The sequence below is a fragment of the Acidiphilium cryptum JF-5 genome (assembly GCF_000016725.1).
Taxonomy (GTDB): Bacteria; Pseudomonadota; Alphaproteobacteria; order Acetobacterales; family Acetobacteraceae; genus Acidiphilium; species Acidiphilium multivorum.
Genome location: NC_009467.1, coordinates 33803 through 51752, shown reverse-complemented (window position 1 = coordinate 51752; position 17950 = coordinate 33803). Strand labels below are relative to the sequence as shown.

At 64.6% G+C, this 17950-nt stretch carries 9 protein-coding genes and 2 pseudogenes; 9 read left to right on the top strand and 2 right to left on the bottom strand.

Translation table 11 applies throughout. The annotated features are described in order from the left end of the window. Positions 1-283 precede the first annotated feature (283 nt). The 5 genes and pseudogenes from ACRY_RS00180 (at position 284) to ACRY_RS00170 (ending at position 5625) form a co-directional block, all read left to right on the top strand. Complete coding sequence (locus ACRY_RS00180; protein ID WP_050751056.1) at positions 284-1357, top strand: alpha/beta hydrolase family esterase; 1074 nt, start codon at positions 284-286, stop codon at positions 1355-1357. Between the two features lie 44 nt (positions 1358-1401). Continuing rightward, on the top strand, positions 1402-3384 hold the full coding sequence (locus tag ACRY_RS00175; RefSeq protein ID WP_011930506.1) for an AI-2E family transporter: 1983 nt from the start codon (positions 1402-1404) through the stop codon (positions 3382-3384). A gap of 308 nt (positions 3385-3692) precedes the next feature. Then, a complete protein-coding gene (locus tag ACRY_RS20310; RefSeq protein WP_269214161.1) occupies positions 3693-3824 on the top strand; it encodes a hypothetical protein in 132 nt (43 codons plus the stop codon). 110 nt (positions 3825-3934) lie between these two features. Next, positions 3935-4144, top strand: a pseudogene (locus ACRY_RS20505) (transposase); the annotation flags it as partial. A gap of 242 nt (positions 4145-4386) precedes the next feature. Further along, on the top strand, positions 4387-5625 hold the full coding sequence (locus ACRY_RS00170) for an SAM-dependent methyltransferase (RefSeq protein ID WP_231295202.1): 1239 nt from the start codon (positions 4387-4389) through the stop codon (positions 5623-5625). An 84-nt stretch (positions 5626-5709) separates the two neighbouring features. Here ACRY_RS00170 and ACRY_RS19980 read toward each other — a convergent pair. Next, positions 5710-5919: pseudogene (locus ACRY_RS19980) on the bottom strand (IS5/IS1182 family transposase); the annotation flags it as partial. 118 nt (positions 5920-6037) lie between these two features. Here ACRY_RS19980 and ACRY_RS00165 point away from each other — a divergent pair. Both ACRY_RS00165 and ACRY_RS00160 read left to right on the top strand, forming a co-directional pair. Continuing rightward, positions 6038-6364 (top strand): IS5 family transposase, encoded by a 327-nt coding sequence (locus tag ACRY_RS00165; protein ID WP_011930547.1) that lies wholly within the window; start codon positions 6038-6040, stop codon positions 6362-6364. A 66-nt stretch (positions 6365-6430) separates the two neighbouring features. Next, on the top strand, positions 6431-7237 hold the full coding sequence (locus ACRY_RS00160) for an IS5 family transposase (RefSeq protein WP_011930548.1): 807 nt from the start codon (positions 6431-6433) through the stop codon (positions 7235-7237). 133 nt (positions 7238-7370) lie between these two features. Here the strand turns inward: ACRY_RS00160 and ACRY_RS00155 are convergent, their stop codons facing one another. Further along, positions 7371-15800 (bottom strand): GH36-type glycosyl hydrolase domain-containing protein, encoded by an 8430-nt coding sequence (locus ACRY_RS00155; RefSeq protein WP_231295201.1) that lies wholly within the window; start codon positions 15798-15800, stop codon positions 7371-7373. On the opposite strand from ACRY_RS00155, the gene ACRY_RS19975 reads away from it, so the two are divergent. Then, entirely contained in the window at positions 15771-16253 is a 483-nt protein-coding gene (locus tag ACRY_RS19975; RefSeq protein ID WP_231295200.1) for a hypothetical protein, read from the top strand. The two genes, ACRY_RS00155 and ACRY_RS19975, sit on opposite strands and share 30 nt — an antisense overlap. Positions 16254-17140: 887 nt before the next feature. Next, positions 17141-17950, top strand: coding sequence for an SDR family oxidoreductase (locus tag ACRY_RS00145; RefSeq protein ID WP_011930552.1), 810 nt, complete (start codon positions 17141-17143; stop codon positions 17948-17950).

The window sequence follows — 17950 nt, the reverse complement described above, 5'->3', positions numbered from 1 at the left end:
CACCCGATGTCTGGCGCGACGCCAAGGCAGATCCATCGGCGCTCGGCGGTGGTTGATCGCAACCTGCCCAAGCGTGCCCATGTCTGAGAACATCACAGATACATTCGCTTCAAGAGCAACAGCCGATCGGATTGAAGCATATGATCGGATGATAGTCACGCTATCAGACAGCTCACGCGGTGAGACAGACAGTGCACCAAGCCGGCCGTTGGTGCGGACAAGAAGGTGTTGCAGACGTGAGGTGAGTGTCTTGTCGAAAAGGTTGACTGGAAAGACCCCATTCATGCGCATGTGGCTGGGTGGGGCGAACGCTATCGCACGCCACTCCCGCGCCACCAAAGTCGCGCGGCGGCAGGCCGCGGCGCTGGTAAAGGATGCCGCCCGCGTCTGGAAGCGGGCGTTGGTGGATCGGCCGGTGTCGGCGGCTCGCATGTCGGCAGGTTGCGTGTCGGAAGTCGTCGGGTTCGGCTCCAATCCCGGCGCATTGAGGATGCTGGTTCATGCCCGCGCCCGGCTGCCCGCGGGCCGGCCGCTGGTCGTCGTCCTGCACGGCTGCGGCCAGGATGCCGCAGCCTTTGCCAACGCGTCCGGCTGGCTCGCGCTGGCGGACGAGTTGGGGTTCGCGCTGCTGGTGCCCGAACAGGTTCACGCGAACAACCGTGGCCGCTGCTTCAACTGGTTCCGCCCTGATGACGTCCGCCGGAGCGGCGGCGAGGCGATGTCGATTCGCCAGATGCTGAGAGTCGCGGTCGCACGCTATGGGTCCGACCCAAGACGAATCTACATTGTCGGATTTTCTGCCGGCGGCGGCATGGCCGCTGCGATGCTCGCCGCATACCCTGCGGTGTTCGCTGCGGGGGGCATTGTCGCGGGCATGCCGGTCGGCTGCGCGCAAACCCAGGTCGCAGCGATGCTTCACATGCGACGGGCAAACATGTCGCGGTCGCGGCAGGCGCTCGCTGGCGACGTCCGTGCAGTGACGCAGGCCCGTTCACGACGGTCGTGGCCACGCGTCTCGATCTGGCAAGGCGGCCGAGATCGCACGGTTGATCCGGCGAACGCCGAAATACTCGCGGCGCAATGGGGCGAGTTGCATGGCCAGGATACGGCGCCGAGGACCGACAACGTGGCATCGGGGCATCGGCATCGGACCTGGGGCCGGCCCGATCGACCGCCCGCCGTCGAGATCTGGACGCTGCCCGCGATCGGGCATGGCTTTCCCGTCGATGCCAGCCTGCCCGGGAGCGGCCGCACCAGCCCGTATCTGGCGCGCGCGGATCTGTCCGCCGCGCGCCAGATCGCGACGTTCTGGCTTCTGAACAATGACCACGCCAAACGCGCGGCCTTGCACCGCTGAATGGGTTCGCCGATGCTCGTAACACCAGTACCACGGCTACGTTGATGATAGATCTGTCGCCGCCACGGGCGCGACCGGGCACGCCAGCCGCGATCAATGACACCTCGGGGCTGATGACGCTGATCAGCGTGGTGGTGGCGGTCGCCACGCTGTCGATCGCCCGCGACGTGCTGATCCCGATCACGCTGGCGGTGCTGCTGTCGTTCCTGCTCGCCCCGCTGGTAAATCTGCTCCGCCGCACCGGGCTGGGGCGGGTGCCGGGGGTAGTACTCGCAGTGCTGTTGGCGCTCGGCGTCATCCTCGGCACCGCCGGCCTGATCGGCACCCAGGTCGCCGATCTTGCCGACGACATCCCGCGTTATACGGACACCATCCAGCAGAAGGTCGATGCCGTTCAGAGCGCGACGTTTGGCCGCCTCTCCGCTTTCGTCGGGAGCATGGGCAGCCAAATCAATCGCGACAGCCACGCGTCGGCCGGCGCGCCGGCGAGCGCCGGCACGACCGTCAGTGCAGCGTCCGCCGCGGCACCCACCAACGCGGCCGCGAAGCCGATACCGGTGGAGGTCCATCAGCCGGAACCGTCGCTGATGAAGCTGGCGAGGCGCGTCCTCACGCCGATCCTATCGCCGTTGATGACTACGGCCATCGTCGTGGTTGTGGCGATCTTCATTCTGCTGCGGCCCGAGGATCTGCGCGACCGACTCATCCGCATGCTCGGCACCGGCGATCTGCACCGGACGATGACCGCGATGGATGAGGCCGGGCACCGCCTGAGCCGGTACTTCCTGACCCTGCTGGCATTGAACACTGCATTCGGCAGCATGATCGGCCTCGGTCTGTTCGTCATCGGCGTGCCGAGCGCGGTGCTGTGGGGCATCATGGCGATCCTCATGCGCTTCATTCCGTATATCGGCCCGTGGCTCGCGGCCGCGCTACCGCTTGCGCTTGCCGCGGCAGTCGATCCGGGTTGGTCGATGCTGCTGTGGACGGGGACCCTGTTCGTGGTTAGCGAGGGCGTGATGGGCCAGGTGATCGAGCCGATGGCATATGGGCACAGCACCGGATTGTCGCCGCTGTCCGTCGTGGTCGCGGCGATCTTCTGGAGCTGGCTGTGGGGGCCGGTCGGGCTGATCCTGTCGATGCCGCTCACACTCTGTCTGGTCATTCTGGGCCGCCATGTGGATCGATTGAAGTTCCTCGACGTGCTGCTCGGCGACCGTTCAGCGTTGACGCCGGTAGAGAGCTTCTACAACCGGATGCTGGCAGGCCGACTGGACGAAGTGCAAGACGACGCCGAGCAGCTGCTGAAGTCGTGTACGCTGTCGGCATACTACGATGAGGTCGCGATCCCCGGCTTGCGACTGGCCACAATCGACATCGAGCGCGGGGTGCTGACCGAGGCGCAGACCATTCGGATCATCGCCGGGGTGCAGGGACTGCTGGAGGAAATCGGCGACCATGACGACAGCGATACGCTTCTGACTGCCGCGGGACCGGCGAGGCTGCCGTCAGATCGGCAGGCAACGCCGGAATCGCGCGAGCCCGGGCCGCCTGCCGGGCTGGGCGAGCCGGTCGGCCTGTCGCCGGACTGGCAGGCCCCTTCCGCGGTGCTGTGCGTGGCCGGCCGCGGCCCGCTCGATGATCTGGCGTCGGCGATGCTCGCTCAGCTGCTCGGCAAGCGCGGGATCGGCGCCAGCGTCGTGACGCATGAAGCCGTTAGCCTGCGTGCGGCCGACACGCTCGACATCGTGGGCGTGCAGATGGTCTGCCTGACCTATTCCGGCATTGCCGGCACATCCTCCGATCTGCGCTACACCGTGCGTCGGCTGCGGGCACGCAGCCCGTCGGTTTGCATTCTTGTCGGATTTTGGCCCTCCAACATGGTGAGTGACGACAGGCTGCGTGCTGCCGTGGCCGCCGATATCTATGCAGGTTCGCTGCACGACATGGTCGTCGCCTGCCTCGCGGAGGCGCTTGGCCCGGCAAGCGACAGAGTGCGTCAGTTGGCACCTGTCCCCGAGCCGTAGCCGGACGACGGCGTGCGCCCGATGGCAGCAGGGCCCGCCACCGTCACATTCACCGCGTCATAGTATTCGACTCACCGTGACAGAGACGCCCAGCTACTGCCGCAGTGAGGGCTGTTCAACGCTTTGGGATAGTAATGAGGGTGAAAATGTGTTCGAGTCCGGCAAGGGCAGCGCGGTAGCGGTCCTGGCTGACGGTGGTAGCGCTGGTTTTGGTGGCGTTTTGAAGTGTGTGGAAATTCTGGGTGGCGTAATGCCAAGGTGAGTTCAACCACCAGATTCGACGTTCGAGCGCCGATGGAGATCACGCCATGGAGAAGAATAGCACGGGGTCAACGAGAACCAGCTTGTTTGACGCGACGGCGTGGTTCGACCCGATCGAGACAGGCGTCCGGGATCGGATCGGCGGTTTCATTGAAATGAACCGCGCCGGGAATCCCTGAGGCTCCAACTATTGAGGATGGAGCAATGGAAAAGTGGCAGACATCGGTACGGTATTCGCCTGAGGTGCGGGAGCGAGCGGTCCGGATGGTGCTGGAGCATGGCAAGGATCATGCTTGAGGAAGAGCTGACGATGGCGCTCGGGCGGGGGCAATACCGCCGGGGTGGCGAAGCGGCCGTCGGATATCGCCATGGTACCCGTCATCGGCAAATCCTCGGCTCGTTCGGCCCGCTCGAGATCACGGTACCACGGGGGCGGACACCAAAACCCGAGGGTGGGACAGCGGAATGGCGCAGTGCTGCACTGCCCCGCCCAGCCCGGGCCATGGATCGAGGGCCGCTTCAGCCTTGCCGTCGCGCAGCCAAAGTTCACCCTGACCCACGGCTGCCGTTGAACGGCCGTTCGAGTGATCCCGGAAGCGGACGTTCAGTGCTGCTCGGTGCCGGCGTCTTCGCGCCCGTTATCAGGCCCTAAGGCCTCACGCGGATCGAGTAGAACGAGAAGCGGCTGATCCGGCCAACGGACCATGAACGGTTGCGAACCGTGGCTCATTGGCGATATCATTGTGTCGGACGAGCCAATCTCCCGTTGGCATATGGAAAGACGCGAACCGAACGGGCGCAATGTTTATTTCGATATTGAAATCGCTCGTGCACGACGGCAGCCTCGGCGTGATCGATGCCGGAGGCCGCTTGCACAAGGTCGGCGACGGCTCCGCGCCCAGCGCGACAATCAGGTTGATGTCGAAGGCCATGGAGTATCGGCTTGCCGTCAATCCGGCGCTCACGGTGGGCGAGGCATACATGAACGGCGCACTGCGGATTGAAGAGGGCACGCTCTATGACTTCGCTGCCGTGATCGGGCGCAATGCAAGTCAGGCGCGGTCGCTGCCATGGCTTGCGCTGCTCAACCGGGCCCGGCGCCACGTGCGGCAGTCGAACCCGATGTCGCGGGCGCGGCGCAACGTCGCCCATCATTACGATTTGTCGAACGAATTCTATGCGATGTTTCTCGACCGGGACATGCAGTATTCCTGCGCCTATTTCCACTCGCCGGACGATGATCTGGAGACGGCGCAGGCGAACAAGAAGCGGCACATCATGGCGAAGCTGCTGCTCGACCGGCGCGGACTCCGGGTTCTCGACATCGGCTCAGGCTGGGGCGGCATGTGCCTCGATATCGCGACGCACTGCGATGCCGAGGTTACGGGCGTGACACTCAGCACCGAGCAGTACAGACTGAGCGTCGAGCGGGCCGCGGCAGCCGGGGTTGCCGAGCGCGTGGGGTTTCATCTGGAGGATTACCGCGACGAAGCGGGTCCTTATGACCGCATCGTTTCGGTCGGGATGTTCGAGCATGTGGGAAAGCGGAACTATGCAGAGTTCTTTGCGAAGCTGCGCGACCTGCTGACGGATGACGGCGTCGCGTTGATCCACACGATCGGGTATTCGGATCATCCCGCGCCGATCAATCCGTTTCTGCGGAAATACATCTTTCCCGGGGCCGACCTGCCATCCCTGTCGGAGATTGCCGCCGCTGTGGAGTGGAGCGGCCTGATCATAACCGATGTTGAGGTACTGCGGCTGCATTATGCCGAGACGCTGCGGCACTGGCGCGAGCGTTTCGTCGCGCGGCGGGCGGATGTGGTGCGCCTCTATGACGAGCGGTTCTACCGGATGTGGGAATTCTATCTCGTCCTGTGCGAGATCGGCTTCCGGATGCGGACGAACGTAGTGTTCCAGATCCAGTTGACAAAGCGGCTGGACGCGTTGCCAATTCGCCGTGATTACATGGTCGATTAGCTTCCAGTTCGACTGGCGACCAGCTTCGTGCTGCCGGACGGATAGCACGACGTCTCAAGTTGAATTTAGGTGGTCACCTGTGAACTATGTGATCTGGCGGTGGGCGAAGCCGAGGCTTGGTGAGCGGTTTGCGGCATAGAGCCATGCGAGGAGGGCACAAAGAAGCCTGATCAACCATCTGCGGAGGAGGCGGGGGTTGTGTCCGACGCCGGCGAGGACGGCGTTGATGGCATCACCGTCGACGCCGAGCAGGAAGTTTCTTCCGAGATGGCCATCGGATTTTCGACGCGGTATCTGATGAACCCGACATGGAATACGCCATGGTCGACGCCACGATCGTCAAAGTCCACCGTCACGGCCAGGGCGCAAAAGGGGGACTCAAAGCCAGGCCATAGGCCGTTCCAAAGGTGGCATGACAACCAAAATTCTGGCGCTGACGGATGCCTTGGGCAACCTTGTGCGCTTTCGTCTCATGCCGGGCAATCGCTATGACAGCATCGAGGTCCCGCCACTGATCGACAACGTCGAATTCGGTGGATTGATCGCAGACAAGGCATTCGACAGCAACGCTCTGGTCGCAGAACTCAACGAAAGAGGCGCCAGGATCGGCATTTCCCAGCACCCGGCCCGGGCACTGAAGCTGAAAATCGACCACGAAACCTACAAATGGCGTCATCTGATCGAGAATTTCTTCTGCATGCTAAGAGGCCATTTCGGAATGGGGTCGGAACGTTTTTGATGAGGGGTTGGATGGTTGGGCCAAATGTGATTCCGGGCAGGTGTTCGAAGCCTTGCCGGAGACACCATGTGGACGCCAACCACCCGTGCGCAGCATAGCCGCACCGGACTGCGCTATGGAAGTGACGTGACCGACGCGGAGTGGTTGCTCCTGTCGCCGTTCCTGCCCGCGCCGAGCCGATGCGGCCGGCATCGGAAGTGGGAGATGCGCGAGATTGTCAACGCGATCTTCTACGTCTTGCGTGGTGGGATTGCCTGGAGCCTGCTGCCGAAGGACTTTCCGCCGTGGCCCACGGCGTATCGCTGGTTTGCCCGGTTCCGCGACGACGGCACCTGGGAGCGGATCAACCACCATCTGGTGATGCGCGACCGCGAGAGGGTGGGTCGCGAGGCCAGTCCGACGGCGGCCGTGATCGACAGTCAAAGCGTCAAGACGACAGAGAGTGGCGGCACGCGGGGGTACGATGCTGGAAAGAAGATCAAGGGGCGCAAGCGGCACGCCATGGTCGATACCGACGGCCGGGCGCTCAAGCTGCAGGCCCATTCGGCGGCCATCCAGGATCGTGACGGGGCTGGACCGCTGCTCCGTGCGTCGCGTGCGAGTTGGCCGTTTGTGGCGCTGGGCTACGCAGATGGCGGCTATGCCGGGCCCCGTGTCGCCGACGCCAGCCCGATCCGCATCGAGGTGGTGCGCAAGGCCAACAACCAGGTCGGCTTCGCCGTCATCGCTCGACGCTGGGTCGTCGAACGGTTCTTCGCCTGGATCAATCGCAACAGGCGGCTGGCAAAGGATTTCGAAGCCACTATCGAGAGTGTCGAGGCCTTCCTCTACGCCGCGTCCAGCATTCTCCTGCTACGCAGATTGGCTCGTTAATAATCCGATTCGAAATGGACTCTAAAGGAGTTCAAACGCATCGCCCTGCGCGCCTGCAAAACAGACCAGAGCTTCCAGGCAATGATCCACCTCGCCGCAGCCGTCATCAACTCACGATGAATCCCCACAAGCCCTAGATGGACATGAGCAGATCATGACTCTGGCAGTTGAGGGAAATACGAGCCGATCTGTCCGGTGACGGGCTGCGAACGCCGTCGAGCACCGAATAAGGCTCCTCGCCCCCGGCGATAGCGCGAACTTCGATTCGGCAGACCCCCTCACCCAGCCTCACCGTCGCTTTGAATCCCGGCCATGCCTCCGGAATCGAGGGAGCGACGACGAGGAAATCCCCCTCCCGGCGGATGCCGAGAATGCCCTCGACGCCGGCCCGATACATCCACCCGGCCGAGCCGGTGTACCAGCTCCAGCCGCCGCGCCCCACATGCGGAGCGACGGAATAGACGTCGGCGGCCACGACATAGGGCTCGACCTTGTAGCGCTCGGCCTCTTCCGCGGTGAAGGCATGGTTGATCGGATTGAGAAGCGCGAACAGATCATGCGCCTTGTCGCCGGCGCCGAGCTTTGCAAAGGCGAGGATCGCCCACATCGCGGCGTGGCTGTATTGCCCGCCATTCTCGCGCAGGCCCGGCGGATAGCCCTTGATGTAGCCGGGATCTAGTGGCGTATGGTCGAAGGGTGGTGTGAACAACAAGGCAAGCTTGGCGTCGGTGCGGAGCAGACGACGCTCCAGCGAGGCCATGGCGGTGGTGGCGCGCAGTCTATCAGCGGCGCCCGACAGCACAGCCCAGGACTGTGCTATGGAATCGATGCGGCACTCGCCGCTGTCCTTCGAGCCGAGCCAAGTGCCGTCGTCGAACGTCGCCCGCCGATACCATTCGCCGTCCCAGGCCGAGCGCTCCAGGGCCCGCCTTACCGAGGCAGCATGAATCCGCCAGCGGCGGGCGCGCTCGGGATCTCGTTCGCCGGCGAAGGGCGCAAACATCTCGATGGTCCGGACGAGGAGCCAGCCGAGCCAAACGCTTTCGCCCCTGCCGGCCTCGCCGACGCGATTCATGCCGTCGTTCCAATCGCCGGTGCCGATCAAAGGCAGGCCGAGCTCGCCGATGAGAGCAACGGCATGATCTAGGCCGCGGGCGCAATGCTCGTAGAGCGGCTCCACGATATCCGAGGGCATCGGCTGAAAGAAATGCTCATGCTCTTCGGTCCGCAGGACCGGGCCGTCGAGATAAGGCACGGGCTCGTGGAGGATTGCGGCGTCTCCGGTTCCGTCGATGTAGGTCGCGGTGGCGAAGGCGAGCCATACATGATCGTCGGAGATGCGGGTGCGAACTCCCTGGCCCGATTGCGGCAGCCACCAATGCTGGACGTCGCCCTCGACGAACTGCCGCCCGGCGGCGCGCAATATATGGTCCCGCGTCTCCGCGGGCAGAGCCAGCGTCAGCGCCATGCCGTCCTGCAACTGGTCGCGGAAGCCATAGGCGCCGCTCGCCTGATAGAAGGCCGAGCGTGCGGTTATGCGGCAGGCGAGCGTCTGGTAGAGCAACCAGCCATTCAGCATGATGTCCATCGCCCGGTCCGGCGTCTTCACCTGGACCGCGCCGAGCACGTCATGCCAGTGCTGCGTCACGGCGGCGAGCGCAGCATCGAGATCGGCGTGGCGATAGCGATCGACGAGTGCCCGCACCTCGTCTACTGAGCTGCACTGGCCGAGGAAGGAGACGACATCGACCGTCTCGCCGATGCCGAGCTCGACTACAGTCTGCAGCGCAGCGCACGGATCGAGGCCGGCGCCGGTCGTCCCGGACAGAGGCACCTTGCTTGCAAGGCAGAGAGGAGACGCAGGTCCGCCATCGCGGCCGAGGAATTCGGTGCGGTCGGCGGTCCAGGTGGTCTGCCGCCCCGCGAGATCGGCGAAGGCGACGCGAGAGCCGAAGGTGACGCTCCACCGATTGCGTGCCAGCATCGCTCCGGACTGCGCGTCCATCTCCGTGGTGATGAACGGAGCCGACGCCCCGCGCGAAGTGCCGAGTACCCATTCCGCATAGGCGGTGACGGAAAGCCGGCGCGGCCGGCCGGACCGATTGGTAAGTCTTAAGCGCGAGATTTTAATCGGATCGTCGAGCGGCACGTAGTGCAGCAGGTCCAGGGCGACGCCGTTCGCTTCATGCTCGAACCTGCTATAGCCGAAGCCGTGCCGCGCGACATAGGTGCCGTCACCTCGGATCGGTTGCGCGGTCGGGCTCCACAGATGGCTGCTCTCCTCGTCCCGCACATAGATCGCCTCGCCCGCCGGGTCGGCGACCGCGTCGTTCGACCATTGGGTGAGCTGGTTCTCTCGGCTGTTCTGCGCCCAGCTGTAGCCGCTGCCCTCAGCCGAAACCTGGAAACCAAAGCAGGCATTGGCGACGACGTTGATCCACGGTGCCGGAGTGGTGTGGCCGCGTTCGAGGATGGTCACATATTCCCGCCCGTCCTTGTCGAATCCGCCCAGGCCATTGAAGAATTCGAGCTTCGGCGGCTCGCGCGACGACGCGGGTTCACGCATCGGGGTCAAAGCCCGCGCCCGGCGCTGGACCGGAGGCGGATTCGACGGCGGACCCAGGCGAGCGAAATGGTCAGCGATAGTGCCGCCGCGGGCCCCAAGGACGATCCGGGCGACCGAGCGCAGAAGCGCATGCGCCTCCACGCTCATGAGATCGGCGCGCAGCATAAAGACGGACCCCTGCGCCGGTTCCTTGCCCAGCAGCGGACGCGACTGATTGGTCCGTACCGCGGCCTCGATGGCGATCTGCAGGTCCTGCACATAGGAGGAAGCCCGCTCGTTCACAATAACGAGGTCCACGGCGAGGCGCTTCATGCGCCAATATTCATGGGCGTGCAGCAATTGGCGCACCTGCGCCATGTCTTCGACATCGTCGATCCGAAGCAGCACGATCGGCAGGTCGCCAGAGATCGAGTGCGGCCACAGACCAGACTGCGGGCCGGCACCGCGCGTGATCGTCTCGGACGGCGACCTGAAGCGCCGGTCGGTATAGAGCAGCGGCGCGGCGATTCTCTGAAAGTCGGCGGCTTCTTCTGCGTCCACGTCGAGGTGTCGAAGCTGGACCTGCGCCTGTGTCCACGCCAGGGTCTTAGCACGGTCGAACGCGTTGCGATCATGATGGGCATCGATCAGATCGAGCAGTTCCGGCCGCGACGACGCGACGACGGTCCAGAATGCCACACGCGCGACCTTGCCCGGCTCGATTCGAACGCTCTGACGCAGCGAGAAGATTGGGTCCAGCACCGTTCCCACGCTGTTCGAGAGCGGCCGGCCGCCCGACATAGCCTCGGCCGTGCCGATGCTGCGCCCACGTCCGATGAAACGCGCGCGGTCGGTCTCGTATTGCGGATTTGCGGCGACCTCGCCTTCCACCACCGCGAAATGCGCGGCCCATATCTGCGGTTCGCCCGGCGCCCGACGTCGCCGCGTGGCGATGAGAGCACCAAACTCAGGCAGATGCTCGGTCTCGACGAACATCTTGGCGAAGGCCGGGTGGGCATTGTCGGCGGCCGGCGTGGTCAGGACGAGCTCGGCATAGGAGGTCAGCTCGATCTCGCGGGTCCGCCGGCCGCTATTGGTCAGCGAGACGCGCCGAACCTCGCCGTTGTGCTCGCCGGAGACGATGACATCCATCGTCGTGGTCAGGCCGACATCGTGACGGATGAACTCGGCGTAGTCCTCGCCGAACACCACGTCGCTTTCACCCGCAGCGTCCGCCATCGGCTGCGTGGTGGCGGACCAGATGCTGCCGCCCCGCATGTCGCGCAGGAAGATGAAGGAACCCCAGTCGTCGCGCGTGGCGTCTTCGCGCCAGCGCGTCACCGCGATGTCGCCCCAGCGGCTGTAGCCGCTGCCGGCGGCGGTCATCATGACGGCGTAGCTGCCATTGGAGAGCAGATGCGTAATCGGCGCCCCGGGAGCGGGCGCGGTCAGGCGGCGCACCATCGCCCCCTCGCTGCGGGCATCGACGGCGGCGGCCCGAACTTCCTCGGCGCGGGGACGGGCCACGACGACGTCGCGCGGCGAGCGTTCCTGCAACAGCAGCTCGCTCGCCCGGATCATCGGCTCGCGATGGAATCGGGCGCGCATCTCGCCGCCCAGCAGCGTGTTGGCGATGGCGACGATGGTCATGCCCTGGTGATGGGCCATGAAGCTGCGGACGATGGCGACGTCCTCGTCTTCCGGAAGCCGCGAACGGGTGAAGTCGAGCGCTTCATAGAAGCCGTAGCGGCCCTGCGCGCCCAGCTCGACGAGACGGGCATAGTTCTGTCGCGCGCGCTCGGGATTCACCATGCTGGCAAGGCCGGTCGCATAGGGCGCCACGACGACGCTCTCCGAGAGGCCGCGCTTGAGGCCGAGGCCAGGCACGCCGAAATTGGCGTATTGATAGGTGAATTCGATGTCGCGCGCATTGTAGGCGGATTCCGACATGCCCCACGGAACGCCGAGAGACCGCGCGTAGGATTGCTGGCGCTCGACCACCAGGCGGTTGGTCTGTTCGAGCACGCTGCTGGCCGGCGCTCGCATCACCAGCGACGGCATGAGGTATTCGAACATCGATCCCGACCAGGAGATGAGTGCCGAGGCGTTGCCGAGTGGCGTCGCAAGCCGCCCGAGTCGGAACCAATGGCGGGTTGGCGCATCGCCCTTGGCGACGGCGAACAGGCTGGCGAGGCGCGCTTCGGACGCCAGAAGGTCGTAGCAGCTTGGATCGCGGCCGTTCTCGGCGAGCGAATAGCCGATGGAGAGCAGCTTCCGCTCGGGATCGAGCAGGAAGGCGAAGTCCATCTCCATGGCCATGGCCCGTGCCATATCCGCCAGCGCGGTCAGGCGATCCCGTGTAGCGGCAGGCACTGCCAGAAGCTCGAGGCGGTCGCGCTCATGTTCGCTCACCGCCTTACCGAGCGCGTTTGTCCAATAGACGATGTCGGTGACTCCGTCGTCGCCCGTCGCCGGAATAGTCTCCAGCACGATCCTCGTGGCCTTGTCGGTAAGCCGTTTCAGAATCGGAGCCGTCGCTTCCAGCGTCTGCACGCCGTTCAGTTGGACGTCGATCTCGTCCAGCGCCGCAGTCAGCGCCTGCCCCTGCGAACCGCCCGCACCGGACTGGCCGGCCATCGCCTCGCGGGCCAAGGCCAAAGCATCAGCGATGCCCGCGCGCGCACTCGCGCCGACGGGGACATCCCGCCACTCCTCGCAGGCATTGGCCAGCGTGATGAGATGACCGGCGAGATTGCCGCTGTCGACGGACGAGACGTAGGCGGGCGGCAATGCCGCGAGGTCCTGCGTGCCGTACCAGTTGAGGAAGTGCCCGTGGAAGCGGCGCAGCCTCTTCAGCGTGGCGAAGGTCGCCTCCAGCCGCGTGATGGTCTCGATCGTGCCGGCCCAGCCGAAGTCGCGGGCGGCGACGGCCGAGAGCAGATAGAGGCCGATATTGGTCGGCGAGGTGCGGCGCGCGACCACCGGCTTCGGCACTTCCTGGAAATTGTCCGGCGGCAGCATGTTGTCGGCCGGGGTGACGAAGGTCTCGAAGAAGCGCCAGGTGCGCCGGGCAATCAGCCGCAGGTCGCGTGCTTCCCGTTCACCGACGGCGAGGCGCAGCGGCACCTTTGGCGAACGGCTCGCCCATTGCGCTATCGCGGGCGCGCCGAGCCAGAGCAAGGCGAAAGGCAGGATGAGCGGCCAGATGGATGGCGAGAGGGTGAGCGCGCCCCCTGTAATTACCAGGCCGAGCACCGTGCCGCTCGACATCTGCCGATAGAAGCCGATGAGATCCAGTCGCGGCGCTGCCGAGGATTTGGCGGCCGTCGTCCATTCGAGCAGATGGCGGCGCGTCACGAGCAGCCGCAGCAGCGTGCGGATCGCGGCATCGCCCGCACGCCATGCCTGATCGGCGAGAAAGACGAGCGACAGCAATGTCTGGGCTGCGGCGAGCCACAGATCGGACCGCAGCCGGGCCAAGTGGCTGCGTACGCGTATGTCGGGGCGGCCCGGAAGCAGGCTGAAGAGGATCGGCAGGAAGGAGGGAACCGCGACAGTGGAGATGACCAGAAGCGTGCCGATCCGTGCCGCCGGCACGGGAAACAGCCAGCATAAGCCCAGTGCCAGCAATGTAAGCGGCCCCGCCACGGAGCGACGCAGATTGTCGAGCATCTTACCGCGCCCGACCGTGGTCAGGCCGCGCCATCCTGCACCGTCACCCACGATCCACGGCAGCAACTGCCAGTCGCCGCGCATCCAGCGATGCTGCCGCTTGGCGACGACATCGTAGCGCGAAGGGAATTCCTCGACGACCTCGACATCCGACGCAAGGCCAGCGCGTGCAAACACGCCCTCGAAGAGATCGTGGCTGAGCAGCGTGTTGTCGGGGATGCGTCCGGCAAGCGATGCCTCGAAGGCATCGATCTCATAGATGCCTTTTCCGGTGTAGGAACCTTCGCCGAAGAGGTCCTGATAGACGTCGGAAACAGCCGCCGCATAGGGGTCCATGCCGCCGCCGCCGGAGATGACCCGCTGATAGAACGAGCCCTCGCGGCCGATTGGCAACGAGGGCGTCACCCGCGGTTGGAGGATCCCGTAGCCGCTTACCACCCGCCGCTCGGCAGCGTTGAATTTCGGCCGGTTCAGCGGATGCGCCATCTTGCCGATGAGCCGGAGCGCGGCGTCGCGCGGTAGGCGGGTGTCGGCATCGAGCGTAATCACGTAGCGCACATCCACCGGGACCTCCGGAGGCCGGCCACCAACGGCCATGAAGGAGGTGTCGTCCGCGCCGCGCAGCAGGCGGTTGAGCTCATGCAGCTTGCCGCGCTTGCGCTCCCATCCCATCCATTTTCCTTCGCCCGGATTAAACAGGCGATGGCGGTGCAGCAGGAGGAAGCGGTTGCCGGCCGGGCCGGCGCCGTGACGCAGATTAAGTTGCTCGATCCCTTGCACGGCGAGCTCCAATAATGGCGCATCGTCCGGCAGGACCTCGCAGTCGGCGTCCATGCCATCCGACAGAAGGGCAAAAGTGATATCGCCGCCGGCACCGGAGAGGAAATGAACTTCCAGCCTTTCGACTTGTTCCTGAAGGTCGGCTTCGCTGGTGAGCAGCGTCGGCACGGCGACGAGAGTGCGCAAGGAGGTCGGGACGCCGCCCGCGAGTTCGAGGCCCGGCAGGCTGGTGGCATTGAACATCCATGCCACGCCCCGGTTGACCAGTGCGGTCGCCAGTTCGCTTGCCGAGACGAAGCCAATGACCGCGAACAAAACGAGCCAGCCGCTGGAAAGGCCGGCGGATGAGAGTGCCCAGAGTGACAGCGCGATGAGGCCCAGCGTAACGGCGATGATCGTGCCGATATATCCACCTATGCCGAGCCGGATGCTGAGGCGGCTAAGGCGAAGCCGGGCGGGCGGGCGGAAACGGATCGTCCGTTCGAATGCGCTCCGCCCATCGCCGATGAGATAAAAGCCGGGATCGCTGGCCGGCCCGGTCGACGCATCCTGCGTTGTGGCGTTCACCGACGCAACGGCCTGCAGCGCCCGCCCGGCGATGTCGAGCTCGGATGCCACGGAGCCGCGGGCGAGTTGCTCGATCGCGCTCCGGTAGAGGTTGCGCGTGGAAAAATCCATCGCGGCGAAGGCACTCCCCGCCCGCAGCCGATCATCGACCAGGCTGACGCTCTCGAACATCTCGGCCCAGTCGATGTCGGAGATCAGCCGCATGCTGGTGATGACGTTGCGCACGCTGACGTTGGAGGCGCCAAGCCGCTGCTGAGCATGCTGCACCACACCTTCGACCGATGCGCCTTGGGCTCCCAGTCGTGTCTCCAGCCATCCCAGTGCCGGCGTGATCCGCGGGTCCCGGTCCCTGAGCCGCTTGACGAGCTGGGCGGCGAAGACCTCGTCCAGCGGTTCCGGCGAGCGGATCAGGATGTCGGCGTCGAGCGCGGCCCGGGCTTCGCCCGAGACGAGAAGCCGGTCGGCGAGCAGGTCGGCCTCTCGGCGCGCCCGACGCCCGGCGGTGATCTGGTCGGCCAGCCGGCGCAGGTTCTCGATGAGCACGATGCGCAGTGTGATGGCCACAGCCCACAGCTCGCCGATGGTCAGCGGCTCGACCTGCTGATAGGCCGCGATGAAGCAGCGCAACATCTCGGGATCGAAATGGCTGTCGGTATGGGCGACATAGGCCCAGGCGAGGCCGAGCACGCGAGGGTAGCCGGCGAACGGCCCCTCGGCGAGCTTCGGCAGCAACCGGTAATAGCTAGGCGGGAGGTCGTCACGGATCTCCCGGACCTGTTCCTCAACGAGATGATAATTGTCTAGCAGCCACTCGGCGGCCGGCACCACGGTGCGGCCTGCCTCGACATCGGCAGCCGTTGCCCGGTAGGCGGCGAGTAGCACACCGGCATTCCTCTTCAGGCGGGTATGCAGCGAAGGGGCGGAAGGCGGCCGGGCGGTGATGGGCTGGGCGGCAGCGAGGCTTCGTGCGTGCTGTTCCAGCCGCTCGGCACCGAACAATTCCTCGCGGATCGGCGAGGCGTCGTTCCAGACGGAGCCCTGCCGGGCGCGGTTGCCCCGTTTGAAGGAGTAGCGGCGAAGGTCGACGATCGGATTCATTTATGCCTTCCGGTGCAGAGTGGCGCGAGAGGCATGGGCCGGACGGTCCGGGCGGAGGACCTTTGCTCAGGCGGGGCAGAAGCCGGATTACGGCGCGGGACGGGCGGCGTCCCGGTCGGCACGCCATTCAGCGGCGGCGGGCAGATCGCCGGCGACATCGACATGTGCAGCGCCGTCGCAGCTTGGCGCCAGGGACTTCTCGGAGAAGCGCAGCTGCAACAGCCGACCCTCGACAGTGCGCAGCCGCCCCGCGAAGCCCGCGCCGATGATTACGACATGCCGTTTCTTACTCACAACGGACACGAAAATATCATACGGATCATGTACAATTTGCAAACTTGGAAGGTGACCTGACGTGGTCCGTGGCAATGGCGTCAATAGCGTCCCGAACCCCATCAGCAATTCCCGTTCCATGGTCGTTTCTCGCTCGTCACAGCAATCGGATTAGAGTGAGTTGCGATAAGCTGATTACGGCGGGATCGTAAGAGTAAGACAAGACTCGGAAAATACTCAATTAATCAGCACCCCCATACGCTCGGCGCCACCGGCTTCGATCCTGGTCAGAATTGTCTGAACCCGGCGCGGGTTTGAAGGCGGGCACGGTGCGCCCGACGTCGGTGGCGGTGACGACGGGACAACCATCTGTCTCAGCACCGCGCCACCGGCTTTTGGTCGAAGGCCGCCAGTCAACACCAGAATACCGCCGAAGTCGCGCGGCGCCGCAACCGCCATCTGAAAGACAGCGTAGCGTCGCCGGCGTGATCGATGACCTTCGCTCGATTCTGGCCGGTTTGCCCAAGCGTCGCGGGTGATCGCTGAGTGATTTCACCTGATAGCGCCGGGATGCGGACGAAATTGGCCAAGTATTGGGCTAGGCCGTGAAGCTGGAGGCGGACGGCCCTCATCGAGCAGTACGAATACTGGGTTCACATGACCCCGATTTTGCCCTCCTTGATCAAGAGGAACGCGTATTCCGGAAATCGGCGGTGAGCCAACGAGTGCGACCAGCGGCATTTGGGCCGACTAGGTAGATTCCGAGCCTGCCGCGATCGCCCAAACGCCGGCATCCTCAGACGAGCGGCCGATCCACTGAAGAAAGGCCTGGGGTTTGCCGCCGGCTTCGCCGATAAAGGTTGCGGCCAGTCCGGCAAGCACCGGACCGTCAAACTTGTCTCTTCAAGAGGTCGCCACCCTCTCGCAAGGGTTGCCCGACCTTTTGCGGTATTTGTGAAAGAACCCCCATGTCCGATCGCAAGCTCTTGGCCAAACAGAAGGCGCTCGTTACCGGGGCCAACTCCGGCATCGGCGAGGGCGTCGCAATTGCTCTCGGCCAGGCGGGCGCCGATGTAGTGGTGAATTATGTCGAGGGCGACGCCGCCGCGAACGCTGTGGTTGACAAGATCAAGCAGTTCGGCGGCAACGCTATCACACACAAGGCCGATGTTTCGCATGAAGATGAGGTCGGCGACATGTTCGACCGAGCCGTACGCGAATTTGGCACGATCGACATCCTCGTCAACAATGCCGGTATGCAACGCGACTCTGCATTTTCTGACATGACCCTGGAAAAGTGGAACAAAGTCCTTGGCGTCAATTTGACCGGCCAGTTTCTCTGCGCGCGGGCGGCCATACGCGAGTTCCTGCGCCGCGGCGTGGTCCCATCCGTGTCGCGCGCAGCCGGTAAGATCATTTGCATGAGTTCGGTGCACCAAGTGATCCCGTGGGCAGGTCACGCGAATTACGCCACCTCGAAGGGCGGCATCAAATTGATGATGGAGAGCATGGCGCAGGAGCTTGCCCCCAAGCGCATCCGCGTCAACGGCATCGCACCAGGCGCGATACAGACGCCAATCAATACCTCCGCCTGGGACACGCCGGAGGCCCTCAAGAGTCTGCTGACGCTAATTCCCTATGGAAGGATCGGACTGCCCGAAGATATCGCACGCGCCGCCGTTTGGCTGGCGTCTGACGATTCCGACTACGTCGTAGGCACCACACTCTTCGTTGACGGGGGCATGACGCTTTACCCCGGCTTCTCGACCAACGGTTGA